Annotated in this window: 19 protein-coding genes; 10 read left to right on the forward strand and 9 right to left on the reverse strand. The window is 75.8% G+C overall.

Features of this window, described 5'->3' with window-relative positions; all coding sequences use genetic code 11:
• Nucleotides 1-18: 18 nt before the first annotated feature.
• Entirely contained in the window at nt 19-1,974 is a 1,956-nt protein-coding gene (locus Q7L73_RS04275; RefSeq protein WP_370552379.1) for a glycoside hydrolase family 15 protein, read from the reverse strand.
• Nucleotides 1,975-2,051: 77 nt separating this feature from the next.
• Here Q7L73_RS04275 and Q7L73_RS04280 point away from each other — a divergent pair, with 77 nt between their 5' ends.
• Nucleotides 2,052-3,482, forward strand: a complete 1,431-nt coding sequence (locus Q7L73_RS04280) for a calcium-binding protein (RefSeq protein ID WP_304689504.1) — start codon at nt 2,052-2,054, stop codon at nt 3,480-3,482.
• Between the two features lie 9 nt (nt 3,483-3,491).
• Here Q7L73_RS04280 and Q7L73_RS04285 read toward each other — a convergent pair whose 3' ends face one another.
• The 4 genes from Q7L73_RS04285 to Q7L73_RS04300 form a co-directional block, all read right to left on the reverse strand.
• Nucleotides 3,492-4,943: a diguanylate cyclase gene (locus Q7L73_RS04285; RefSeq protein WP_304689499.1), complete on the reverse strand. Its 1,452-nt coding sequence runs from the start codon at nt 4,941-4,943 to the stop codon at nt 3,492-3,494.
• Between the two features lie 108 nt (nt 4,944-5,051).
• Nucleotides 5,052-7,397 (reverse strand): FtsX-like permease family protein, encoded by a 2,346-nt coding sequence (locus Q7L73_RS04290; RefSeq protein WP_304689497.1) that lies wholly within the window; start codon nt 7,395-7,397, stop codon nt 5,052-5,054.
• Nucleotides 7,394-8,071, reverse strand: a complete 678-nt coding sequence (locus Q7L73_RS04295) for an ABC transporter ATP-binding protein (RefSeq protein ID WP_304689495.1) — start codon at nt 8,069-8,071, stop codon at nt 7,394-7,396. The genes Q7L73_RS04290 and Q7L73_RS04295 overlap by 4 nt, the downstream gene beginning before the upstream one ends.
• The gene (locus Q7L73_RS04300) at nt 8,068-8,592 is read right to left on the reverse strand and encodes a PadR family transcriptional regulator (RefSeq protein WP_304689493.1); all 525 of its coding nucleotides are present in this window, start codon (nt 8,590-8,592) and stop codon (nt 8,068-8,070) included. Before Q7L73_RS04300 ends, Q7L73_RS04295 begins: the two co-directional genes overlap by 4 nt.
• Nucleotides 8,593-8,786: 194 nt before the next feature.
• Here Q7L73_RS04300 and Q7L73_RS04305 point away from each other — a divergent pair, with 194 nt between their 5' ends.
• Nucleotides 8,787-9,275 carry a PAS domain-containing protein gene (locus Q7L73_RS04305; protein WP_304689491.1) on the forward strand — a complete coding sequence of 163 codons (489 nt, stop codon included), beginning with the start codon at nt 8,787-8,789 and terminating at the stop codon, nt 9,273-9,275.
• Between the two features lie 60 nt (nt 9,276-9,335).
• Here the strand turns inward: Q7L73_RS04305 and Q7L73_RS04310 are convergent, their stop codons facing one another.
• Nucleotides 9,336-10,013 (reverse strand): hypothetical protein, encoded by a 678-nt coding sequence (locus Q7L73_RS04310; protein ID WP_304689489.1) that lies wholly within the window; start codon nt 10,011-10,013, stop codon nt 9,336-9,338.
• An 84-nt stretch (nt 10,014-10,097) separates the two neighbouring features.
• Here Q7L73_RS04310 and Q7L73_RS04315 point away from each other — a divergent pair, with 84 nt between their 5' ends.
• Entirely contained in the window at nt 10,098-10,481 is a 384-nt protein-coding gene (locus Q7L73_RS04315; protein WP_304689487.1) for a cupin, read from the forward strand.
• A gap of 13 nt (nt 10,482-10,494) precedes the next feature.
• Here the strand turns inward: Q7L73_RS04315 and Q7L73_RS04320 are convergent, their stop codons facing one another.
• A complete protein-coding gene (locus Q7L73_RS04320) occupies nt 10,495-11,142 on the reverse strand; it encodes an FMN-dependent NADH-azoreductase (protein ID WP_304689485.1) in 648 nt (215 codons plus the stop codon).
• 78 nt (nt 11,143-11,220) lie between these two features.
• Between Q7L73_RS04320 and Q7L73_RS04325 the strand changes: the two genes are divergently transcribed.
• The 5 genes from Q7L73_RS04325 to Q7L73_RS04345 all read left to right on the forward strand — a co-directional run bounded on the left by Q7L73_RS04325 (nt 11,221) and on the right by Q7L73_RS04345 (nt 18,848).
• Nucleotides 11,221-11,715 (forward strand): MarR family winged helix-turn-helix transcriptional regulator, encoded by a 495-nt coding sequence (locus Q7L73_RS04325; RefSeq protein WP_304689483.1) that lies wholly within the window; start codon nt 11,221-11,223, stop codon nt 11,713-11,715.
• A 44-nt stretch (nt 11,716-11,759) separates the two neighbouring features.
• Nucleotides 11,760-13,139: an HD-GYP domain-containing protein gene (locus Q7L73_RS04330; RefSeq protein ID WP_304689481.1), complete on the forward strand. Its 1,380-nt coding sequence runs from the start codon at nt 11,760-11,762 to the stop codon at nt 13,137-13,139.
• A 38-nt stretch (nt 13,140-13,177) separates the two neighbouring features.
• The gene (locus Q7L73_RS04335; RefSeq protein WP_304689479.1) at nt 13,178-14,272 is read left to right on the forward strand and encodes a CapA family protein; all 1,095 of its coding nucleotides are present in this window, start codon (nt 13,178-13,180) and stop codon (nt 14,270-14,272) included.
• Nucleotides 14,273-14,325: 53 nt separating this feature from the next.
• The gene (locus Q7L73_RS04340) at nt 14,326-17,103 is read left to right on the forward strand and encodes a LuxR family transcriptional regulator (RefSeq protein ID WP_304715487.1); all 2,778 of its coding nucleotides are present in this window, start codon (nt 14,326-14,328) and stop codon (nt 17,101-17,103) included.
• 83 nt (nt 17,104-17,186) lie between these two features.
• On the forward strand, nt 17,187-18,848 hold the full coding sequence (locus tag Q7L73_RS04345; RefSeq protein ID WP_304695908.1) for a glycoside hydrolase family 43 protein: 1,662 nt from the start codon (nt 17,187-17,189) through the stop codon (nt 18,846-18,848).
• A 76-nt stretch (nt 18,849-18,924) separates the two neighbouring features.
• Here the strand turns inward: Q7L73_RS04345 and Q7L73_RS04350 are convergent, their stop codons facing one another.
• On the reverse strand, nt 18,925-20,370 hold the full coding sequence (locus Q7L73_RS04350) for an MFS transporter (RefSeq protein WP_304695906.1): 1,446 nt from the start codon (nt 20,368-20,370) through the stop codon (nt 18,925-18,927).
• Between the two features lie 104 nt (nt 20,371-20,474).
• Nucleotides 20,475-21,578 (reverse strand): winged helix DNA-binding domain-containing protein, encoded by a 1,104-nt coding sequence (locus Q7L73_RS04355; protein ID WP_304695905.1) that lies wholly within the window; start codon nt 21,576-21,578, stop codon nt 20,475-20,477.
• A 66-nt stretch (nt 21,579-21,644) separates the two neighbouring features.
• On the opposite strand from Q7L73_RS04355, the gene Q7L73_RS04360 reads away from it, so the two are divergent.
• Entirely contained in the window at nt 21,645-22,652 is a 1,008-nt protein-coding gene (locus tag Q7L73_RS04360; protein ID WP_304695903.1) for a YafY family protein, read from the forward strand.
• Nucleotides 22,649-23,578, forward strand: coding sequence for a hypothetical protein (locus Q7L73_RS04365; protein ID WP_304695901.1), 930 nt, complete (start codon nt 22,649-22,651; stop codon nt 23,576-23,578). The genes Q7L73_RS04360 and Q7L73_RS04365 overlap by 4 nt, the downstream gene beginning before the upstream one ends.
• The last annotated feature ends 2 nt before the right edge of the window (nt 23,579-23,580 follow it).

The following is a 23,580-nucleotide window of genomic DNA, read 5'->3' on the forward strand; positions in this document are numbered from 1 at the left end:
GGCGCCGAAGTCCAGTGCTCAGCGGAGGTCGTCGACGAGCGCCTCGTCGGCGCGGATGATGTGCATCACGGCGTTGATCAGCGCCAGGTGCGTGAAGGCCTGCGGGAAGTTGCCGAGGTGGCGGCCCGAGTGGGGGTCGATCTCCTCCGCGTAGAGCGCCAGCGGGCTGGCGTACGAGAGCAGCTTGTCGCAGAGGTCGCGGGCGCGCTGGACCTCGCCGATCTCGACCAGCGCCGAGACGAGCCAGAAGGAGCAGATCGCGAACGAGCCCTCCTCGCCGGTGAGGCCGTCGTCGGTCTCCTCGACTCTGTAGCGCAGCACGAGGTCGTTGACGGTCAGCTCGTCGGCGATCGCCAGCACCGTGTTGCGCACGCGCGGGTCGCTCGACGGCAGGAAGCCGAGCATCGGGATCAGCAGCAGCGAGGCGTCGAGCGCATCGGTGTCGTAGTGCTGGACGAAGACGCCCCGCTCGTCGACGCCGCGCTCGCAGATCTCGGCGTGCATCTCGTCGGCGGCCGCGCGCCAGCGCTTCGCCGCCTCGCGGTCGCCGCGCAGCCGCGCGAGACGGGCGCCGCGGTCGGCCGCGACCCAGCAGAAGATCTTCGACGAGGTGAAGTGCTGCGGCTCGCCGCGCACCTCCCAGATGCCGCGGTCGGGCTCGTGCCACTCCGCCACCGCCGTGTCGACCTGCTTGACGACGAGCGGCCAGAGGCGGTCGTCGAGGCGGTCGCCGGAGCGGATGTGGAGCCGGATCGAGTCGAGCAGGACGCCCCAGACGTCGTGCTGGCGCTGGTCCCAGGCGCCGTTGCCGATCCGCACCGGCTTGGCGCCCTCGTAGCCGTCGAGATGGTCGAGGATCTCCTCCTCCAACCGTTCTCGGCCGTCGATCCCGTACATGATCGAGAGCCGCCCGCCGGCCTCCAGCCGGTCGGTGATGAAGTAGAGGAAGTCGTGCGCCTCGCGGTCGAAGCCGAGCGTCGAGAGGCCCCACAGCATGAAGGTCGAGTCGCGCAGCCAGGTGTAGCGGTAGTCCCAGTTGCGCTCGCCGCCCGGCGTCTCCGGCAGCGAGGTCGTCGCCGCCGCCATCATCGCGCCGGTCGGCGCGTAGGTGAGGCCCTTCAGCGTCAGCGCCGAGCGCTGCAGGTGGACGCGCCAGGGATGGTCCGGGAAGCGGCCGCGGCTGATCCACTCGTGCCAGAAGTTGCCGGTGTAGGAGAGCTTGTCGTGCGCCTCCTCGTAGCTCTCCGGCGGCAGGTGGGTCGACCAGCCGAGCGCGCAGAAGAGCGTGTCGCCGGCTCTCATGCGCGTCTCGGCGCGGGCGCGCGGGCCCTCGAAGCCGAGCCGCATGTCGGTCCGCAGGCGCAGCTGCAGGTTGGTCCCCTCGGCGGTGCAGATGCCGTCGCCGTAGCCGTCGCCGGCATAGCTCCACGAGCCGCGTCTGCGGGCGTAGTCGAAGGCCGGCTCGCAGTCCAGCTCGACGTCGACGAAGCCGTTGAGGCAGCGCATCGTGCGCAGCAGCACGTGCGCGGCCTCGTGGTCGCGCGGGGAGCGGGCGTAGCGGCGCGAGCGCTCCTCGCCGTGGTGCCACGGGCCGATCAGCAGCACGTCGCGGACGACCAGCCAGCCGGTCGGCGTGCCCCAGGTCGTCTCGAGGATCATCGTGCCCGGCAGGTAGCGGCGGTCGGCGGGGACGACCTCGTCGCGCGGGCCGACGCGGAAGCGGCCGGCGTGGCGGTCGAGGATGCCGGCGAAGACGCTCGGCCCGTCCATCCGCGGCAGGCACATCCACTCGACGTTGCCGCTCTTGGCGACGAGCGCGCAGACTTCGCAGTCCGACAGGAAGCCGTAGTCGGCGATCGGCGGGTATTGACTGCCGCCGAGCGCAATCTCCTGCTGGGCCGGCTCGGCGGTGGCGACTTCGAACTCCACGGACGCTGAACGGTAGCGAGATCGGCGCCGCCTCCGTATGTCCAAGCGGAGAAGCTCGCCGGGAGGATCCGCTCCGCGCGCTACTTCCGCTCCTGCGCTCCGTTTCGAGGAGCATGCACGGGATGCCCGCGTCTTCGCCGTCCCGCCGCCGCGCCGCGCGCGCCATCGCGCTGCTCGCGGCGCTCACGGTCGCGCTGCTGGCGCCGGCCGCGGCAGCACCTGGCGCGGTCATCTCGGCCATCGCGGGCTGGGAGGACGTGCCGAAGGGGCCGCCGGTCGCGACCTTCACCGTCACCTACGCGGCGGCGCCGGGCGAGGCGAACGCGCTCGACCTGCGGATCGACGCCGACGCCGTCAGCGCGCGCGACACGGGCGCGCCGCTGAGCGCGGGCGCCGGCTGCGTCGCGCTGATCGAGGGCTCCGTCCGCTGCCCGCTGCCGAGCGGGCCGGTCGTGACGATCGGCGCCGACCTCGGCGACGGCGACGACCGCGCGCTCGTCTCCGGCGGCGGCGCGATCGGCGCGCTGAACGTGCGCGGCGGCGACGGCGCCGACCGGATCGAGCTGGCGACGACGGTGCTGTCGGTGACCGCCGACGGCGGCGCCGGCGACGACGAGCTGATCGGCGGGCCGGCGGGCGAGCGGCTCGACGGCGGCCCCGGCGCCGACCGGCTCAGCGGCGGGGGCGGCGACGACGTGCTGACCGGCGACCCCGCCGAGGGCCCGTTCGGCGACGACCGCCTCGACGGCGGCCCGGGGCGTGACACCGCCAGCTACTCCAGCCGCATGCGCGCGGTCGACGTCGACCTCGCCGCCGGGCGCGGCGGCAGCGCCGGCGAGCACGACCTGCTGACCGCGGTCGAGGACGTCGTCGGCGGATCGGCCGCTGACACGCTGCGCGGCGACGACGGTCCGAACCGCCTGTCGGGCTGGGCGCGCGGCGGCGGGCGCGAGCTGATCGACGGCCGCGGCGGCGACGACGAGCTGAGCGCGGTCGGCTTCGACGGCTTCGCGCGCGTGCTCGGCGGCGACGGCGCCGACACGATCGACCTCTCCGGCCGCGGGACGGTGCTCGCCGGCGCCGGCGACGACCGCGTCGAGGGCACGCCCACCGGCGCGATCGTCTGCGGCCCCGGCGACGACCTCGTCTCCAACGAGGAGACCTACACCGCCCACGGCGTCATCGGCGGCGACTGCGAGCAGGTCGTCGAGGAGTTCACCCGCATCGGCCCGCTGCGCGTCGGCCCGCGCATGGTCGTGCTCGGCGTCGCGCGCCGCGACGCCGCCGTCTGCGCCGTGCGCGCGCGGCTGCGGCGGGCAGGGGCGGGGCCGGGCGCGCGGCGCGTGCTCGCGCAGCGGACCCAGCGGCTGGTGCGCGGGGCCGTGGCGCGGATCCGGCTCGGCAGCGGCCGCGCGCTCCCGCCGCGCGTGCGCGTCGAGCTGCGGCCGCTCGTCTGCCCGAGCGGCAGGCCGCCGCGCACCGACGAGGACTTCTCGGCGGAGTCGTTCCCGCTTCAGCGCGCGCCGCTGGCGCTCGCGCCGGGCGCCGGCTGAGCTGGCGCGTCAGTCGGCGAAGACGGCGCGGTCGCGGCCGTCGCGCTTGGCGCCGTAGAGCGCGCGGTCGGCGCGGTCGAGCAGCGCGTCGGGCGTCTCGATCCCGTCCCAGCTGGCGCAGCCGACCGAGCAGGTCTGCTCGTCCGGCGTCGCGGCGCGCACGCGCTCGATCAGCGCACGGGCTGCCGTCGCGTCGCACGCCGGCAGCACGAGCGTGAACTCCTCGCCGCCGTAGCGGGCGACGAGGTCGGTGCGCCGCACCGCCGCCTCCCACGAGCGCGCGGCGCGCCGCAGCAGCTCGTCGCCGGCCTGGTGGCCGCGGCGGTCGTTGTACGCCTTGAAGTGGTCGAGGTCGAGCATCGCGATCGACAGCGGCTCGCCGGTGCGGGCGGCGCGGGCGATCTCGCGCGCGAGCGTGTCGTCGAGCATGCGGCGGTTGGAGAGGCCGGTCAGCGGGTCGGTGCTGCTGAGCGTCTGCAGCCGGTCCAGCAGCGCGGTCCGCTCGAGCGCGACGGCCGCCTGGTCGGCGAGCGTCGTCAGCGTCCGGCGCGTGATCGCCGGCAGCTCCGGCAGCGTCCGGCGCCACCAGACGACGAGTGCGCCGGCACAGCCGTCGGGGCCGGCGGCACCGACCGGGAAGGCGGCGATCGCATGCGCGCCGACACGTCTCATCTGGGCGCGCGTCATCGCCGGTATCGCATCGCCGTCGGCGGCGAACTCGGCTCTGCCGCTGGCGCAGACGCGGCCGGTGACCGTGCCGGGGCCGACCGGCAGCGTCACCAGCTCCGGCAGCGGCTCGCTCGCCGCCGCGACCGACAGGTGCGTGCCCTCGCGGATCGCCAGCACGGCCGCGTCGGCGCCGCCGGCGCGCGTGACGCCGGTGCAGATGCGGTCATGCACCTCGCTCGCTTCGAGCGCGCAGGCGAGCGCTGCGGTCACCTCGGCGATCGCCATCAGCGCGCGGCTGTGCTCCAGCTCGGCGGTGATCGCGTCCGCCAGCAGCTGCAGCGTCTTGACCTCCTCGGCGGTCGGCTCGTGCGGCACCGAGTCGGTCACGCAGAGGGCGCCGAGCGCACAGCCGTCGCTGGAGATCAGCGGCGCGCCGACGTAGGCCGCGATCCCGTCGGCGACGACCGGGCTGTCGCGGCTGCGCGGGTCGGCCGCGACGTCGCCGATCACCAGCGCCGCGGCCGGCGGACGGATCGCTCTGGCGCAGAACGACGTCTCCAGCGGCGTCACCTCGCCCGGCTCCAGCCCGGCGGCGGCGACCGTCAGCTGATCGTCCTCGCGCACGAGGTTGAGCCGCACCTGCGGGTAGCCGAGCAGGTCGGCGACGAGCGCGACGAGACGCTGGAGGCCGTCGGAGGCGTCGTCGGCGGCGCGCGCGAGCGCGGCGACGGTCGCGAGGCGGCGGCGCTCGTCGGGACCAGGCGCCAGGTGGTCGATCGAGATCGTGCTCATCCTGTCCGCAATAGTCGGCTCCTCAGAAGGGTGACTTGACGGCTCGGGCGCATCCGCGCTCGTGTCCACACCATCCTCTTACCGACGCCGTCGCCACGCCGCACGGCGTCACTCCGTGCGCAGGCCGTCCGGGCGCGTCAGCCGCCGCAGCGCCGGCAGCGTCGCCGCCGTCACCAGCAGCACGACGCCGGCGCCGAGCGCGGTCAGCGCCGCGATCGCGCCGAAGTCGAACGAGACCGGCTCGCTGACGACCTGCAGCAGCACCGCGCCGAGCAGCGAGCCGATCGCGATCGCCAGCACCAGGCCGAGCGCGACCGGGATCGCCGTCTGCCACAGCAGCGACCGCGCCAGCGTCGCGCGCGGCGTGCCGGCGGCGACGAGCGCCGCCAGCAGCCGGCGCCGCTCGCGCAGCTGCTCGAGCCCGCCGACGAGCATGCTGACGCCGATCAGCACGAGCACCGCGATCGCGCCGCCGAGCGTCATCCTGCGCATCCGCGCGAAGTCGCGGTCGACTCTCTCGGACAGGAGGGTCGCGACCGAGAAGCGCGGATCGATCGCGCCCGCGCTGATCTGCAGCTTCTCGAACGCCTCCGGGTCGCGGCGGTCGAGCGTGCCGCTGACGACGATCTGCCGATCGTCCGGGACGATCCCGTGCAGCGCCGCCGGCGTCGCCAGCACGCCGCCGACGCCGAAGCCGCTGTCGGCGAAGGGCCGCGGCTGGACCGTCTGCGCGGTCGCCGGGATCCGCCAGCGGTCGCGGTTGCTGATCCGCGTGCGCTGCCCGGGGCGGGGCAGCGGGCTGCCGTCGTCGACCATGAAGACGTCGCCCTCGCGGCAGCGGCCGATCCGCGCCAACTGCCGCAGCACGTCGCAGCCGGCGACCGTGAGCGCGGCGCCGCGCGCGCTGAGGTAGGCCTGGTCGTAGACGGCGAGCGATCTGACGCCGCCGCCCTCCTCCAGCCGCCGCGCGACCGTCTCGGGCCGCAGCGCGCTGCGGCCCGGCCCGAGCGAGCCGTGGAACTGTGCGCGCGCCGGATTCACCCCGGTGTCGACGACGTAGGTGCGCTCGACGCCGCTGAACAGCGTCTGCAGCGCGATCGCGCCCGCGACCGCCACCGCGATCCCGGCGACGACCCGCGCCGACGTGCCGCTGTCGAGCTGCAGCCGCCGAACCGCCAGCTGCGCGGCGACCCCGCCGCCGGAGAGCCGCCGCACGACCGCCTCGACCAGCCACGGCAGCAGCGCCGCGATCCCGATCAGCAGCAGCACGACGCCGGCCGTCGTGACGTAGCGCAGCGTGTCGCCGCCCTCGGCGAGGTTGCGGCCGATCAGCGGCTGCAGCAACCCGATCCCGGCCAGCGGCAGCAGCAGCCGCCACCACAGCCGGCGCGGTCGCGGTCGCGCCGCGCGCGCGACGCCGAGCGGCTCGATCGTGACGGCGCGCAGCGCCAGCAGCGTCACCCCGACCGCCGCCAGCGGGACCGCCACGACGACGGCGACGATGAACGCGGGCGACGGCATCAGGTCGCCGGCGAAGAAGCTCAGGCCCTGGACGCTGAGCTGCTCGACCAGCCGGCCCGCGAGCAGGAACAGCAGCCCGCCGACGACCAGCCCCAGCAGCGCGCCGAGCAGCGACTCGCCGGCCGCGATCCGCCGCGCCATCGAGACGTCGGCGCCGACCAGCCGCATCGTCGCCAGCCGCCGGTCGCGCGCCTCGCCGCCGAAGCGGACGGCGGCGCCGACGAAGACCGCCACCGGCACCAGCAGCGCCGCGAAGACGACGAAGGCGAGCAGGCTGAGGACCGGGTCGAGGCCGCCGGAGACGCCCGTGCGGCCGCCGAAGTCTCTGACGCGCCAGATCCCGCTGTTGCCGCCGTAGCCGTTCCCGCTCGGGATCGACGCGGCGAGTCTGTCGCTGCCGACGTAGACGGCCAGCTCGGCCGGGCCGGCGAGTCCGCCGTCGCCGATCTCGCCGACGACTCTGTACGGCAGCAGCTCGCGCAGCACCCTGCCGTCGGGCGCGTCGAGCTGCTCGCGCAGCTGCGGCGAGACGACCATCTCGCCGACCCCGGGCAGTCTCGCGACGCCCGGCGGGCGCGGCGCCCGCGGCCCCTCCGGCTGCAGCAGACGGCCGCGCAGCTCGCCGCCGTCGTAGTCGCCGAGCACGCCGAGGTAGGCGATCAGCAGCGTGTTGTCGGCCGGGCGCAGGTCGCCCATCGGCAGGTCGAGCCGGTCCAGCTCGCGCTGCTGACGGCCGCGGTCGGCGTCGGGCACGGCGGCGGCGAGCAGCAGCAGCGCGACGCCGAGGCCGACGCCGAGCGCGGTCAGCGCGGTGCGCGTCCAGGCGCGGCGGCCGCCGGAGGCGGCGAGGCGGGCGCCGAGCAGCAGCTCGCGGGCCCAGCGGGCGAGCACGCCGCCGCGCGGCTGCCCGCCGCGCGGGCCGCCGCCGCTCATACCGCCGGCTCCAGGCTGCGCGTGCGGCCGTCGCGCACGACGACCTCGCGATCGGACCAGGCGGCGACGCGCGCCTCGTGCGTGACGAGCACGATCGCGGCGCCGGTCTCGCGCGCGGCCTCGCTGAACAGCTGCATCACGCGCTCGCCGTTGAGCGAGTCGAGCGCGCCGGTCGGCTCGTCGGCGAACAGCACTCTCGGCTCAGTCGCCAGCGCACGCGCGACGGCGACGCGCTGGCCCTGCCCGCCGGAGACCTGGCCGGGCGTCTTGTCGGCCGTCTCGGCGACCTCCAGCCGCTCCAGCCAGGTGCGGGCGCGCCGCTCCGCCTCGCGCCGGCCGACGCCTTCCAGCCGCAGCGGCAGCGCGGCGTTCTCGAGGCAGCTCAGCTCCGGCACGAGCTGGCCGAACTGGAAGACGAAGCCGAACTCGCCGCGCCGCAGCGCGCTGCGGCCGGCGTCGCTCATGCTGCTCAGCTCGCGGCCGTCGTAGTCGATCTGGCCGCTGTCGGGCAGGACGATCCCGGCGAGGCAGTGCAGCAGCGTCGACTTGCCGGAGCCGGACGGCCCCATCACCGCGACGACCTCGCCGGCGGCGACGTCGAGCGAGGCGTCGACGAGCGCCGGGGTGGCGCCGAACGACTTCGCGATCCCGGTCGCGTGCAGCAGCGGGGTCATGCCGTCACCGCCTCGCGCAGCTGGCCGAGCCGTGCCGCGGTCAGCTCCAGCCAGCGCAGGTCGGCTTCGAGGTGGAAGAGCGCGTGGTCGCAGACGAGCTGGTCGGCGAGGTCGCCGCCGGCCTTGCGACGCGTGAGCTCGCGCATCAGCCGCAGGTGCTCGGCGCGCTGGACGTCGAGCAGCTCGTCGGCCGAGCGGCCGGTCAGCAGCGCCAGCACGACCTTCGCGTAGAGCGTCGACTGCAGGTACGGCTCGGGCGCCTCCGGCTGCGACAGCCACAGGTCGACGTCGGCGACGCCGGCGTCGGTGATCGCGTAGCGCTTGCGCTCCGGCCCGCCGCCCGGCTCGACGCCGTCGATCGCGACGAGGCCGTTTCTGAGCAGCCGCGAGAGCGTCGCGTAGACCTGGCCGTAGGCGAGCGGCCGGTCCTGCCCGAAGCGCTGGTCGTAGCCGCGCTTGAGGTCGTAGCCGTGGCTGGGTCCGGCTTCGAGCAAGCCGAGAAAGGTCTTGGCGATCGACATGGCCGAGCACTATACACACTGCGTATACTCGCGATGTATAGGCCGCCGTGCCGACGATCTGGACCCTCGACGGTAGCCGCCAAACCTCCAAAAGCTCATCATCGTGCTGTTTAGCTGACCGTCAAACGGCCTATCCGTCCAGACTCCTACCGAACGCATACATCCGCTTGAACGAAGTTTCCGATACTGCTCACGTGGCACTGGCCCGACGACATCTGAGCATCGTCCCGACGACCACCGAGGAGGCCCGTCCCTCTCGCTGGTTCTGCGGGCACTGCGGTGCCGTCACCGACGAGGCGCCGGCTCCGGTCGCGCGCGTCTGCGGCGAGTGCGACCTCGGCCTGCTGATGGAGGCGAGCGCGGACCTCGTGCCGCGCCCCCGCGAGCCGTACCTGATCGTCGACGCCTCGCTGGCCGTGCAGGCGCTGTCCGCGGAGGCCGCGCGGTTCCTCGCGATCAGTGAGCAGGAGGCGATCGAGCGCCCGGTCACGGATCTGCTGATCCCGGCCGACGCCGAGGCCGCCAGCGCCCACCACTTCGCGCAGACGATCATGCACGTCGCCGCCGGCGATGATGAGCTGCGCCGCCTGGTCGTCCGCCCTGCTGACGTCTTCGGCGTGCGGATGCCGCTGCGCGTCGGCGTCTGCGGCCCGCCGCGCGGCGCGCTGCTCGTGATCGAGTAGCGCCGGCGCAGCACGCGCAACGGCGCGCATGCAGCCGTCGTCGCCGAGCGCCGAGCGCGGCTACGCGCCGACCATGCGCAGCACGGCCGGCAGGTCCGGATAGCCGGAGGAGGCCCAGCCGGAGCGCTGGAGCGCCTGCACCTGCGCCTCGGGCGACTGCCCGGCGCTGTTGAGGATCGACTGCACGCCGGCGCTGGCGCGGCCGTAGCCGTCGACCGTGTCCTCGCCCTTGAGCCAGCCGGCGGTCGCGTGCGCGGCGCTCGCCGGGTCCGACCAGACAGAGGCGGTGTTGCCGTAGGTGCCGGAGTCGGTGTAGCCGATGTTGAGCCAGTTGTGGTTGCCGGCCGCCTCGCGCGACTTCGCCGCGCCGCCCGACTGCTCGGCGAGCATCCAGGAGGCGACGACCTGCGGGTTGAGGCCGGTCTCGGCCGCGAGCTGGGTGGCGAAGGTGCGCTGGCCGGCCGTCAGCAGGTTGGCCGCTCTCGGCGAGAGCGTGCCGGTCTGGGTGGCGAGCACGTTCGCGAAGCTGGTCGGCTGGGCGCCGGTGGCGGCGGCAGCCGGGTACGACGACTGCGGCGCATAGGCCGAGGCGGTCGCGAGCGGAGCGCTCGTGCTGGCACCGCCGCTGGCGGTCGCCGAGACCGCCGGCTGGGACGGCTGCGTCGCGGTGGCGCCGCGCAGCGGCTCCATCATCGACTGGATCTGACCGATCCGGGCAATCGCGGCATCGAGGCTCATGCGTCGCCCCGGGTGATCGGCCGGGCAGGCGCGGGCTTGAGCGGCGGGAATCGATTCCAGTCAGAAATCGCTAGCCTCCCTCCGATGATCGACGCAACCGCCCCCTCCGCGCCGCGCATCGTCGAGAAGCCGTGGGGACACGAGACCTGGTTCGCCCACACCGACCAGTACGCCGGCAAGCTGCTGGTCGTGCGGGCCGGCCACCGGCTCTCGCTGCAGTACCACGACGAGAAGGACGAGTCGTGCTACCTGCTGAGCGGCAGGCTGCTGCTCGTGCAGGGCCCGGACGCCGACTCGCTGGAGGAGATCGTGCTGGAGCCGGGCGTGCGCTGGCGCAACACGCCCGGCGTCGTCCACACGATCGAGGCGATCGAGGACGCGACCGTGCTCGAGGTCTCGACCCCGCAGCTCGACGACGTCGTGCGGCTCGACGACCGCTACGGCCGCAGCGGCACGACGACCCACTGAGCCGGCCGCCGGCTCAGGCCGGGACCGGCTCCCACAGCGCGTCGACCTCCGCGCGCGCCGCGGCGAGGCTCTCGGCGGCCAGGTCGCGCAGGTGCTCCATCGCCGGGTTGACGTCGGCCAGCGTCAGCTCGGCGATCACGAAGCGGGTCTCCAGGCCCGTCAGCGCGAGGCCGTGCGGCAGCCACGCCTCGCCGTGGTCCCAGCCCTCGCGCGGCGTGCCCGGCGCATAGCCGCCGCCGCGCGACTCCAGCACGATCAGCTGCTTGCCGCTCAGCAGGCCGTCGCCGCCGGCCGGGTCGGTCGAAAGACCGGGGAAGACGACGTGGTCGACCCACGCCTTCACGGTCGAGGGCGCGCCGAAGTTGTAGATCGGCAGGCCGAGCACGATCGCGTCGGCCGCCTTGATCTCCTCGACCAGCGTCTTCGACAGCTCGTACGCCTGCTGCTGCGCGGGCGTGTACTGCTCGGCCGGGACGAAGCGCGCGAGCAGGTGGTCGGGGCCGAGGTGCGGGAGCGGCTCGGCCGCCAGGTCGCGCTGGGTCACCTCGCCGCCTGGATGCGCGGCGAGCCAGCGCTCGGCCGCCTGCTTGGTGAGCGAGCGGCTGACGGAGCGGTCGCCCTGGATGGAAGCGTCGATCTGGAGCAGACGCGGTGCGGACATATGTTCCTCGTCAATCATTTGTGGTGCACAAACGAATTGCAGTGTAGAACACGACTGCGGCGTTCGTAGACTGAGCACGTGGCAATCACGCCGATCCACTCCTCGACCGCCCTGCTCGACCACCTCGCGCGCATCTCGCGCGCCCACACCGAGGCGTCGCTGGAGCAGGTCGGGCTGCGCCCGCGCCAGCTCGTCGCACTGACGCTGCTGCGCGAGACCGGGCCGGCGACCCAGCAGTCGCTCGCGAGCGCGATCTCGATCGACCGCACCAACCTCGTCGGCCTGCTGAACGAGCTGGAGAGCGAGGGCCTCGTCGCCCGCCGCCGCGCCGAGGACGACCGCCGCCGCCACATCGTCGAGCTGACGGAGGCCGGCGCGAGCAAGCTGACCGCCGCCGAGGTGGCGCTCGCGAGAGCCGAGGCCGAGCTGCTGCACGGGCTGGACGAGCAGGAGCGCCAGACGCTCTACTCGCTGCTGCAGCGAGCGACCGCCGGCCACGTCGTCGACTGCACCGCCGCGATGCACGAGCGCGCCTCCGCCTGCGTCGAGGCCGCCGGCGACGATCCCTGCTGACCTGCGCGCTCCAGTTGGAGCGCGCGAATGCCGATTCAGGGGGCGTGGCGGTCTCGGTCGCGAACCCGGTCGTTGGTGAGCTGCGCCTCTCCGAGGTGCTGGCCGCGCTGTCGCACGCGCTCGACCTGACCGAGGGCCAGCCGCCCGGCCACGCCGAGCGCACCTGCCTGATCGCGCTGCGGATCGCCGACGGGCTCGGGCTCGGCGAGCAGGACCGCGCCGCCCTCTTCTACGCCGCGCTGCTGAAGGACACCGGCTGCTCGAACGCCGCCGCGCGCTTCTCGGCGCTGTTCGCCGGCGACGACATCGCGCTCAAGCAGGCCGGCAAGTTCGTCGACTGGACGCGGCCGCAGGAAGCGCTCCGCTTCACCGCCCGCCACGTCGGCGGCGGCAGCATGACGCGGCTGCAGCGCGCGCGTCAGTTCGTGATCGCGCTGCGCGGCCTCGCCGCCGAGGGCAGCGCGCTCGTGACCGCCCGCTGCGAGCGCGGCGCCGACGTCGTCGCGGCGCTCGGACTGCCGGCGGCCGCCAGCGACGCCGTCCGCGCGCTCGACGAGCGCTGGGACGGCAGCGGACAGCCGTATCGGCTCACCGGCGAGCAGCTGCCGCTGCTCGGCCGCGTGCTCGGCCTCGCGCAGACGGCCGAGGTCTTCCTGACCGGCTTCGGCCGCGCTGCGGCGCGGACCGTCGTGGCCAGACGCAGCGGCGGCGCCTTCGACCCGCGCGTCGCCGACGCCTTCCTCGCGATCGGCGACGACGACCGCCTCTGGCACGACCACGAGCGCGACGACCTCAGCACGCTGCTGAGCGAGCTGGAGCCGGGCGAGCTGGTGCGGATCGCCGACGAGCACGAGCTCGACCGCGTCGCCGAGGCGTTCGCGCGCGTGATCGACGCGAAGTCGCCGTACACGGCCTCGCACTCGGTCGGCGTCGCCCGCTTCGCGGTCGCGATCGGCCGCCAGCTCGGCTTCCAGCCAGGGACGCTGCGCGACCTCAACCGCGCCGGCCTGCTGCACGACGTCGGCAAGCTCGCGATCTCCAGCGCGATCCTCGACAAGCCCGGCAGGCTGACCGACGAGGAGTTCCGCCAGATCCGCATGCACGCCGTCTACGGCGAGCAGATCCTGCGGCCGGTGCGCGCCTTCGCCGCCTGGAGCGACGACGCCGCCGCCCACCACGAGCGGCTCGACGGGCGCGGGTACCACCGCGGCCTCGACGGCTCGCGGCTGTCGCCGTTCGCGCGCACGCTCGCCGTCGCCGACGTCTTCGAGGCGCTGACCGCCGAGCGTCCGTACCGCGGTCCGCTCGCGCCCGACGAGGCGCTGGCGCTGATGCGCAGAGAGGTCGGGACGGCCTTCTGCCCGCACGCCTTCGCGGCGCTCGAAGCGGTCGCCGAGCGCGACGGGCTCGCCGCGGCCGCGTAGGAAGAGTTCGCGGCTCTGTATCGAATGACACGTTTGAGGTGAGTCATCTGCGCACAGCCTGCGCCCTGCTCGCGGTTGCCGCCGTGCTGGGCGGCTGCGCCGGCAGCAGCGACGGAGGCGACGCGACGACGCCGTCCACCCAGGCCGCGGCTGACCCGCTCGGCAACGGCCGCCCGGTGACGATCGCGTTCGGCGGCGACGTCCACTTCGAGGAGGGGTTGAAGGCGCGCCTGGCCGCCGACCCGAAGACCGCGCTCGATCCGCTGCCGCGGTTGCTGAAGGGCGCCGACCTCAGCGTCGTCAACCTCGAGACGGCCGTCACCGCCGACGGCTCGTGCCCGTCCAGACAGGAGAAGCAGTTCAGCTTCGCGACGACGCCGAGCGCCTTCACGGCGTTGAGAGCGGCCGGCGTCGACGCCGTCTCGATGGCAAACAACCACGGGCTCGACTGCGGTCGCGCGGGGCTCGAGCAGACGCTCGCGGCCGACAAGGACGCCGGCCTGCCGCTGATCGGCGTCGGCGCCGACCGCGACGCCGCCTTCAGACCGTTCACGCGCACGATCGACGGGCAGCGGATCGCGATCGTCGCCGCGTCGCAGGTGCTCGACGACAACCTCCGCGGCGAGTGGATGGCGACCGACTCCGAGGGCGGGATGGCGACCGCGCGCGACCTCGGCGGCCTCGTCACGGCGGTCCGCACGGCGCGTGCGAAGGCCGACACCGTCGTCGTCTTCCTGCACTGGGGGACGGAGCTGCAGCAGTGCCCGAACACGCAGCAGCCGCAGTTGCTGAGACTGCTGCAGCAGGCCGGCGCCGACCTCGTCGTCGGCTCCCACGCGCATGTGCTGCTGGGCGCCGGCTACAGCGGCCGCACCTACGTCGCCTACGGCCTCGGCAACCTCGCCTTCTACGCCAAGGGCGCGCCCAGAACCGACAGCGGCGTGCTGCAGGTGACGGTCACAGGCCGCCGCGTCGACAAGGCCGTCTGGCGCCCGGCGACGATCCAGAACGGCCTCCCGATCCCGCTCGAAGGCGGCGCCCGCCGCAGCGCGATCGACGCCTGGCACGCCCTCCGCGACTGCACCGGCCTCGCCGCCAAGCCGAGCGGCGCGTATCAGCAGCTCGCCGGCTGACTCACGGCCGCAGCTCTGTCCGCGGCGAGCGCGGACGCGTACATTTCGGCTGGATGCTGAGACCCGGCGGCACGGATGCAGGTCGGCTGGTCGGACGCGCGGGTGAGCTGGGGCGGATCCGCGTGCTGCTGGACCGTGCCCGCTCGGGGCGCGGCGGAGCGCTCGTGCTCGAAGGGCCGCCGGGGGTCGGCAAGAGCGCGCTGCTGCGGGCGCTCGACGCGCCCGACCTGCAGCTGCTCGGCACGACCGGCGTCGAGACCGAGCTGGGGCTGCCGTTCGCCGGCCTCGCGGAGCTGCTGGCGCCGCTGCTGAGCCACGCCGAGGCGCTGCCGGAGGCGCAGCGGGCCGCCCTGCGCGCGGCGCTCGCGATCGACGCGCCGGCCGGCGCCGAGCAGGTGCTGGTGCTGCACGCGCTGGTCGGTTTGCTGGAGGCGGCGGGGGCGACGCGGCCGCTGCTGCTGCTCGTCGACGACGTCCAGTGGCTCGACGCCTCGACGCAGGAGGCGGTCGCCTTTCTCGCCCGGCGCGCGCCGCGGCTGCCGCTCGCGCTCGTCGTCGTGCGCTCGCTGCGAGGCGAGCCGTATGAGCCGTGGCCGGAGGTCGAGCGGATGGCGCTGGAGGACCTGCCGCGCACCGACGCGCTCAGGCTCGCGCGCGCCGGCGGGCTGTCCGCGGCGGTCGCGGAGGCGCTCGTCGACGCGGTCGGCGGCAACCCGCTGGCGCTCGTGGAGGCGCCGGCCGAGCTGACCGCCGCGCAGCGCGACGGCGCCGCCGCGCTGCCCGAGCCGCTGCCGACCGGCGAGCGGCTGCGGCGCGCCTACGCCGCCCGCGTCGCGGCGCTGCCGCAGCCGACGCGGGCCGCGCTGCTGCTGGCGGCGGCGAGCGGGAGCGGCTCCACCTCCTCCCTGCTAGCGGCCCAGGAGGCCGGCGTCGAGGTGCTCGAAGCGGCCGAGGAGGCCGGACTGATCGCGCTGGAGGGGACGCGGGTGCGGTTCGCGCATCCGCTCGTGAGGGCGGCCGTCTACCACGCCGCCCCGCCCGGCCGGCGGCGGGCGGCGCACCGGGCGCTCGCCGCGGTCGGCACGCCGGCCGAGCGCGCCTGGCACCTCGCGCTGGCCGCGACCGCGCCCGACGAGCAGCTCGCGGCGTCGCTGGAGACGCTCGGTCACGAGGCGCGCGAGCGGGGTGCGACGGCGACCGCGATCGGGCTGCTGGAGCGCGCCGCGCGGCTCAGCCCCGAGCCGGAGCGAGCGGCCGCGCGCACGATCGCCGCCGCCTACACCGCGACGGTCGCCGGCCAGCCGACGCGGGCGCGGGCGCTGATCGAGGCGCTGCTGCCGCAGCTGACCGATCCGCTCGTGCGTGCCGACGCGCAGCTCGTGCGCGGCGCCGCGATCCTCCAGGACGGCCGCCCGCGCGAGGCGTACGCGCTGCTGGAGGACGAGGCCGAGCGGGTCGCGGGCCGAGACCAGACGCGCGCGGCGCTGCTGCTGACGCAGGCGAGCGTGGCGCTGATGTCGTCGGGGCCGGTCGCGCGGCTGGCGGAGCTGGCGGCGCGCGCGCAGGCGCTCTCACCCGACTGGGTCGTCTACGCGCCCGCCGTGCTGCGGGCGGAGGCGCTCGTCGGCCTCGGCCACCACCAGCAGGCGCGCGCGCTGCTGGCCGAGCACGCGCAGGCGCTGCGCGACGCCGACCCGGTCGGCCCCGGCCACGAGGTGCTGTCGGTCGCCGCGCTCTGCATGCTGTGGATGGAGCAGTACGACGACGCCGAGCGGCTGCTGCGGCGGCTGGTCGGCGGCGCGCGCGACAGAGGCGCGGTCAGCGCGCTGGCGCTGCCGCTCGCCGTGCTCGCCTCGCTCCACATCCGCCGCGGCGAGCTGGACGCGGCCGCCGACTGCGCCGCCGAGGCGATCCGGCTCTCCGACGCGGGCCTGGCCGGCTTCGTGCGCGCGCTGGCGCTGACGAGCGCCGCCTTCGTCGAGGCCCATCGCGGCGAGGCGAGCGCCTGCCGCGACCACGCCGCGCGCGTGCTGGAGCTGAGCGCCGCGCTGGGGATGGCGGCGACGCAGGCGACCGCCGAGCAGGCGCTCGGGATGCTCGCGCTCGGCCGCGGCGAGAACGAGGCGGCGATCGCCCATCTCGAGCAGGCGCGCTCGCACACCGCCCGCTTCGGCTCGCGCGACCCCTCCTTCCTCTACACCGCGGGCGACCTCGTCGACGCCTACGTGCGCGCCGGGCGCGAGCAGGAGGCGCGCGAGGTCGCCGACGAGCTGGCGCGCGGCGCGGCGCTGACCGGCGGCGCCTGGGCCGCCGCCGCGACCGCCCGCAGCCGCGCGCTGCTCGGCGACGACGAGCGGATCGACGAGCACCTCGCGGTCGCGCTCGCCGCGCACGCGCGGATCGTCTCGCCGTTCGAGCTGGCGCGGACCCAGCTCTGCTTCGGCGAGCGGCTGCGGCGCGCCCGCCGCCGCGCCGACGCGCGCGAGCTGCTGCGGGCCGCGCACGCGACCTTCGCCCAGCTCGGCGCGACGCCGTGGGAGCAGCGCGCCGCCGCCGAGCTGGCCGCGACCGGCCTGCCGGCGGCCGAGCCGGCGCCGGCCGCCGCCGGGGTGCCGGCCGGCGCGACCGCCGCCGACGCCGAGGCGCTGACGGCGCGCGAACGGAGCGTCTGCGAGCTGGTCGCCGGCGGCGCGACCAACCGCGAGGCGGCGACGGCGCTGTTCGTCTCGCCGCGCACCGTCGAGCATCACCTGCGGCAGGCCTACCGCAAGCTCGGCGTCCGCTCGCGCACGGAGCTGGCCGTGCGCTGGCAGGAGCTGACGGCGGGCTGACGGCATCGCCGCGCGGATCCCGGCCGGGACGTCGCGCACTGAGGCGGCGGGCGCCCGCGGACGCGGCGCGCCATCCTTGGCGGATGCGGATCGGCCTGCTCGCTCTCCTGCTGTCTCTGCTCGTCGCCGGCTGCGGCGGCGGGAGCGGGGCGCGCGGTGACGACGTCGCCGCCGCCGGTTTCACCAACCCCGTGATCGCCGGCCAGTATCCGGACCCGAGCGCGATTCGCGCGGCCGACGGCAGCTTCTGGCTGACGACGACAAGCCGCGCGTGGGCGCCCGTCTTCCCGCTCTTCCGCTCGCGCGACCTCGTCAACTGGACACGCGTCGGCGGCATCTTCGAGCGCGCGCCCGACTGGATGGCGGGGCCGTTCTGGGCGCCGGAGCTGACGCGCTGGGGCGCAGACGGCGGCGTGCGGGTCTACTACACCGCCCGCCCGCGCGGGGTGAGGGATCCGCTGCCGTGCATCGGCGTCGCGAGCGCGCCGGGACCGGGCGGGCCGTACCGCGACCGCGGGCGGCCGCTCTTCTGCCCGCCGAGCGGCGCGATCGACGCCTTCGTGCTGCGCGACGAGCACGGCCGGCCGCAGCTGCTGTTTCGCAGATACCGCAACGGCGGCGGGATCTGGGCGGTGCCGCTGCGCTCTGACGGGCTCGCGCTCGCCGGCCGCGCGCGGCTGCTGCTGGCGCCGGGGCCGGACGACGGCGGCGTCGTCGAGGGACCGGCGGTCGTGCGCCACGACGGCGCGTTCACGCTCCTGTTCGCGACCGGCTCCTGCTGCCGCCCGCCGTGCGACTACCGCGAGGCGACGGCGAGATCGCGCTCGCTGCTGGGGCCGTACGTGCGCGACCCGCAGCCGCTGCTGCGCGACGGCGAGCGGCTGCGCTGCGACGGCCACGGCACCGTCGTCGGCGACGGCCGCGGACGGCAGTGGCTGCTGCACCATGGCGTGCTCGACGACGACCCGCTCAACGTCCGCCGCAGCGTCGTGCTCGACCCGCTGCGCTGGGGTGGCGACGGCTGGCCGCTGGCCGGCGACGACGGCAAACCGATCGACAGCGGCGCGGCGCCGCTCGGGGTGCGGCAGCGGCCGGCGCCGTCACCGACGCCGTCGCTTGCCGGCACGCGGCTCGACCCGGGCTGGGAGTGGCCGTCGGACGCGCCCGCCCGCGCCCGCCAGCGCGACGGCCGGATCGTCCTGCGCGGCGCGCCCCGCGGCGCAGTGCTCGCGCGGCAGGTGCCGGCCGGCGACCTGCGCGCGACCGTGCGCGTGCGCGCCGCCGGCTGCACGCCCGGCCTGGCGGCGGTCTCCGGCGGCCAGACCGCGGGCGAGACCTACGGCGTCGAGCTGACGCGCCGCGGCGAGACGCGCGCGTGGCAGGCCGAGACGGCGGCCGGCGCGGGCGAGACGCTGGCGACGGCAGCGCTGCCGATCGGCGGCACAGGCGCGGGCACGGAAGGCGCGGGCGCGGGCACGACAGGCGCGGGCACGACAGGCGCGGGCACGGCAGGCGCGGGCACGGAAGGCGCGGGCGCAGCGGTGGCGGACCTCGCCGTCGAGCTGCGCGACGGCGGCGAGCATGTGCGCTTCGCGGCGCGCCAGGCGGGCGGCGACTGGCGCGACCTCGGCACGGAGGCGACCAGCCCGGCCGACCAGCGCGCGATCCGGATCGCGCTCACCTGCCGCGGGCCGCGCGGGTCGAGCGCGAGCTTCAGCGACCTCGCGATCGCGCCGCTGGGCTGAGGCCGCGCGCGTCGCGGGTGCGGCTACAGCGCCGGCTCGCATCGCTGGGCTGAGGCCGCGCGCGTCGCCGGTGCGGCTACGGCGCCGACTCGCGCACGCGCTGCGCGGTCGCGGCGGCGCCAAGCGCCCACACCGCCGCCAGGCCGAAGGCGGCGAGGAAGGCGGTGTGCTGGTGATCGGCGACGAGCAGGCCGAAGACGATGCCGCCGATCGCCAGCGCGCCCGAGGCCAGCAGCGCCTCGCTCAGCTGCAGCGCGGCGCTGTTCTCGCCCTGGCGGGCCGGCGGCGACAGCTCCAGCACGAGCACCGCGCAGGTCGAGTAGGTGAGCCCGATCCCGAGGCCGGCGACGGTCCAGCCGAGGACGGTGAACGGCGCCGGCGCGTCGAGCACGAGCAGCAGCGCCTGGCTCGCTATCCCGAGCAGCAGCAGCGTGCTGCCGACGCGCACGAGCGCGCGGCGGTTGCCGGGTCTCGAGACGCGGCCCTGCCACCACGAGCCGGCCGACCAGCCGAGCGCACCGGCCGTCAGCACCAGGCCGGCGACCGCCGGCGAGAGGTCGTGCTCGCGCACCAGCAGCAGCGGCAGATAGACCTCGGTCGAGAAGAAGCCGCCGGTGATCAGCCCTCGCAGCAGGATCGTCGCGGGCAGGCCGGCGCCGGCCCGCAGCGTGCCGCCGGGCAGCAGCCGCCAGGCGCTCAGCAGCAGCGTCGCGGCGCCGAGCGTGACGAGCGGGATCGCGACCGCCGTCGACGCCTCCGCCCCGGCCTGCAGCCCGACCGCGCCGGCCGCCGCCCCGACCGCCCAGCCGACGCGGCGGCGCAGCGCCGACGCGTCCGCGCCGCCCGCCGGCGCACCGTCGGCGTCTTCGCCGGGCGTGCGGCCGGCAGCGGTCGCGTCACGGCCGGCGGCGGTCGCCCGCTCCTGCGCCCGCAGTCTCCGCAGCGCCGGCTGCAGCAGCGCGGTCGCGAGCAGGGCGAGCAGCGGGACGCCGAGGAAGACCCAGCGCCAGCCGGCGTGCTCGACGACGAGGCCAGCGATCCCCGGCCCAACGATCGACGGCACGACCCATGCGGCCGAGAAGACCGCGAACAGCCGCGGGCGCAGCTCCGCCGGGTAGATCCGCGCGACGACGACGTAGACCGCGACCATCGCCAGGCCGGTGCCGCAGCCCTGCAGCAGCCGCCCGGCGACGACGACCCACATCGACGGCGCGGCGCCGGCGACGACCAGCCCGGCGGCGAAGACGAGCACGCCGCTCTGCAGCGGCAGCGCCGGCCCGCGCCGGTCGCTGATCCCGCCGGCCGCGACCATCCCGACGACGCTCGCCGCCATCGAGGCGGAGAAGGCGACCGAGTAGAGCGCGAGGCCGTCGAGGTCGCGAGCGAGCGCCGGCATCGCGGTCGTGACCGCCAGCGACTCGAACGCCAGCAGCGAGATCAGCGCGACGGCGCCGAGCGTCGTGACGCGGAAGACGCGCCCGAACAGCAACGCGTCAGCCGGGGGCAGTTCGACGGCGGTCACGCCACCATGGTGCACCTTCAAGGCGCCTTGAGGTCAAGTGGCGCCCGCACGCGGCGCGCGGCGGCGCGGAGCCGCGGCCGGCGAATCGGCGCGGGCCGCCCCGCTCACGTCGTCAGCGTCAGCTCCCGCCGCGACGCCTCCGGCGCGAGCAGGGCGAGCAGCCGCTGCGCCTCCTGCTCCAGGCCGGGCGCGTCGCGCTCGCCGGTCAGCGCGCGCAGCGTCAGCGTCGCGACGCCGTCGCGCTCGTCGTGGCGCCAGATCCCCGCGACCTGGCCGTCGACCAGGTAGGTCGCCTCGACCTCGCCGTTCTTGCCGCCCTTGACGACGTCGGCGAAGCCGGCCGGCAGGATCCGCGTTCTGTCGCGGTGGGAGATCACCGCCGCGTCCCATTTCGGCAGGAAGCGCACGGGCGGCTGCTCGTCCTCCTGCGGCAGCGGCGCCCGCGGCAGGTCGAACAGCTCGCGCCCGCGCGCGTCGGTCAGGCGCCGCGGCGAGAGCGCCGCCAGCGCGGGGTCGAGCTGGTGGTAGCGCAGGAACGTGAAGGCGGCGAGGTCCTCGCGCGTCGCGGGGCCGAACGCGGCGAGGTAGTCGCGCACCAGCGCGACCGTGCCGGCGGCGGCCGCGTCGTCGTCGGCCTCGCTCGCCGCGTCCTCCCGCAGCACGAGCGAGAACTTGCCGTGCTGACGCCACAGCCCCGACGGGATCACGTGCACGAGCGGCAGCGACATGCGCGCGTAGTCGAGCAGCATGCTCGGCTCGCCGATCGCGTCGCCGACGAGCGCGCGCGTGCGCGCGCGCAGCTCGTCGGTCGTGCGCGGCTGCCGCAGATACGAGCGCAGCGCGCCGGCCAGCTCCGGCGCACGCTCGGCCAGCTCCGGCACGCGTCCGTCGCGCATCCGCCGCGCCTGCCGCAGCCATGCCGCCGCGTAGGCCGGAAAGGCGTCGGCGTGGACGAGATGGAGCGTGCCGCGCATCAGCGTCGCCTTGACGACCGTCCCGCGCCGCAGCGACCGTTCGAGGTCGCCGATCGCGAAGCCGTCGAGGCGGGCGTGGAGGGCGAGGTACGGCGACGGCGAGTACTGCGCCTGCAGCGCGACGAGCCGGCGCACCGCCTGCGCGGCGGTCAGCGGCCGCCGCGTCAGCAGCAGCTGGCGGGCGAGCAGCGCAAGCGTCAGCTCGCGGTCGCTGAGGGTCCGTGCGCGGCTCATGAGCGACATGCTCGCAGTCATTCAGGTCAGTTTCAGACCTCAATCGCTGCGAGACTGCGGCACACGATGAAGGAGACCTCCGCACGCCTGCTGAGACTGCTGTCGCTGCTGCAGCTGCGGCGCGAGTGGGCCGGCGCCGAGCTGGCCGACCGGCTCGGCGTGACGCCGCGCACGATCCGCCGCGACGTCGACAAGCTGCGCGACCTCGGCTACCCGATCGACGCGACCCGCGGCGTCGCCGGCGGCTACCGGCTCGGCGCCGGCGGCGAGCTGCCGCCGCTGCTGCTCGACGACGAGGAGGCGGTCGCGGTCGCGATCGGGCTGCGGACGGCGAGCGGCGGTGCCGTGACCGGGATCGAGGAGTCGTCGCTGCGCGCGCTCGCGAAGCTTGAGCAGGTGCTGCCGAGCCACCTGCGCCGGCGCGTCACCGCGCTCAGCCGCTTCACCGCCGCGCTGCCGCGCAGCGGCCCGTCGGTCGACCACGAGCTGCTGTCGACGATCGCCGCCGCGGCGCGCGACAGCGAGCGGCTGCGGTTCGGCTACCGCACCTACACGGGCGACGACGCGCGGCGGCTGGTCGAGCCGTGCCGGCTGGTCCACATCAGCGGCATCTGGTACCTCGTCGCGTGGGACGTCGAGCGCGACGACTGGCGCACCTTCCGCGTCGACCGGATCGACGGCCGCCCGTCGCTCGACCGCCGCTTCAGCCCGCGCGAGCCGCCGGCCGCGGACGTCGCCGAGTACGTCCGCCGCAACGTCGTGCGAGCGCGCGGCCGCAAGCAGGCGCGCGTGCTGCTGCGGATGCCGCTGGCGCAGGCGCGCGAACGCGTGCCGCAGCTGGAGGCGTCGCTGACCGCAGTCGACGCCGGCTCGTGCCTGCTCACGACCGGCTCGGAGTGGTACGGCGGGCTGGCGATCTACGTCGCCGCGCTGCGCTGCGAGTTCGAGGTGCTGGAGCCGCCCGAGTTCGTCGCCGAGATCGAGCGGCTGGCGGGCGCGTTCGGGCGCGCGGCGGCACAAGGTCCGATCCGTTCAAGACGGGAGGGCGGCGAACGGGGAGGATCGGACCCATGACCGACATCGCAGCCGCTGACAGCTTCCTCGCCACCCACGCGCGCGTGCTCGAGCGACACCGGCTCGCGCTGCTGCTCGGCCGGCCCGGCGCGGCCGCCGCGGTCGTCGCCTCCGTCGGCGCCTACCGCAACGCCGACGGCGGCTTCGGCTGGGGGCTCGAGCCCGATCTGCGCGCTGCCGGCAGCCAGCCGGCCGGCGCCTACTCCGCCTTCGAGCTGTTCGCCGAGCTGGCCGAGCACGCAGACCCGGCCGCCGACGCCGAGGCGCTGGCCGCCGCCCGCGCGCTCGCGACCGGCCTCGCCGACTGGGCCGACACCGTCGCGCTCGACGGCGGCGCGCTGCCGTTCTCGCTCGCGGGCGCCGCCGACGCGCCTGGGACCGCCCCGTGGTGGGCCGGCGCCGACCCGGCCGAGCCGTCGCTCCACATCACGGCCGGGATCCTCAGACTGGCCCATCTCAGCGGCCTCGCCGGCGATCACCCGTGGGTCGAGGCGGCGACCGTCTGGACGCTGGAGCAGGTCGCCGCCAGCGACGGCCCGCCGCCCGGCGGCGGCTACACGCTCGCGTTCGTGCTCGGGCTGCTCGACGCGCTCGCGCCGGAGCGGCCGGCGGCGCAGGCCGAGCTGGAGCGGATGGCCGCGCTCGTCCCGGCCGACGGCGCCCTGCGCCCCGGCGGCGAGGACGACGACGAGCGGCTGCGGCCGCTGAGAGTCTCGCCCTCGCCGCGGCGGCCGCTGCGCGCGCTGATGCCGGCCGAGGCGATCGCCGCCGACCTCGCCGCGCTCGCGCAGGAGCAGAGAGAGGACGGCGGCTGGACGGTCGACTTCCCCTCCTCCTCGCCGGCGGCCGCGGTCGAGTGGCGCGGGATCGCGACGATCGAGGCGCTCACGCTGCTGCGCGACAACGGCGCGCTCGCGACGCCGTGAGC

Source organism: Conexibacter sp. CPCC 205762, from assembly GCF_030646155.1.
Lineage (GTDB): Bacteria > Actinomycetota > Thermoleophilia > Solirubrobacterales > Solirubrobacteraceae > Conexibacter.

What these genes read in the sequence shown, in the direction of transcription:
- Q7L73_RS04280 (WP_304689504.1), top strand. Translation starts at nt 2,052, where the DNA reads ATGCCCGCGTCTTCGCCGTCCCGCCGCCGCGCCGCGCGCGCCATCGCG.
- Q7L73_RS04285 (WP_304689499.1), bottom strand. Translation starts at nt 4,943, where the DNA reads ATGAGCACGATCTCGATCGACCACCTGGCGCCTGGTCCCGACGAGCGC.
- Q7L73_RS04290 (WP_304689497.1), bottom strand. Translation starts at nt 7,397, where the DNA reads ATGAGCGGCGGCGGCCCGCGCGGCGGGCAGCCGCGCGGCGGCGTGCTC.
- Q7L73_RS04295 (WP_304689495.1), bottom strand. Translation starts at nt 8,071, where the DNA reads ATGACCCCGCTGCTGCACGCGACCGGGATCGCGAAGTCGTTCGGCGCC.
- Q7L73_RS04300 (WP_304689493.1), bottom strand. Translation starts at nt 8,592, where the DNA reads ATGTCGATCGCCAAGACCTTTCTCGGCTTGCTCGAAGCCGGACCCAGC.
- Q7L73_RS04310 (WP_304689489.1), bottom strand. Translation starts at nt 10,013, where the DNA reads ATGAGCCTCGATGCCGCGATTGCCCGGATCGGTCAGATCCAGTCGATG.
- Q7L73_RS04315 (WP_304689487.1), top strand. Translation starts at nt 10,098, where the DNA reads ATGATCGACGCAACCGCCCCCTCCGCGCCGCGCATCGTCGAGAAGCCG.
- Q7L73_RS04320 (WP_304689485.1), bottom strand. Translation starts at nt 11,142, where the DNA reads ATGTCCGCACCGCGTCTGCTCCAGATCGACGCTTCCATCCAGGGCGAC.
- Q7L73_RS04340 (WP_304715487.1), top strand. Translation starts at nt 14,326, where the DNA reads ATGCTGAGACCCGGCGGCACGGATGCAGGTCGGCTGGTCGGACGCGCG.
- Q7L73_RS04345 (WP_304695908.1), top strand. Translation starts at nt 17,187, where the DNA reads ATGCGGATCGGCCTGCTCGCTCTCCTGCTGTCTCTGCTCGTCGCCGGC.
- Q7L73_RS04355 (WP_304695905.1), bottom strand. Translation starts at nt 21,578, where the DNA reads ATGAGCCGCGCACGGACCCTCAGCGACCGCGAGCTGACGCTTGCGCTG.
- Q7L73_RS04360 (WP_304695903.1), top strand. Translation starts at nt 21,645, where the DNA reads ATGAAGGAGACCTCCGCACGCCTGCTGAGACTGCTGTCGCTGCTGCAG.
- Q7L73_RS04365 (WP_304695901.1), top strand. Translation starts at nt 22,649, where the DNA reads ATGACCGACATCGCAGCCGCTGACAGCTTCCTCGCCACCCACGCGCGC.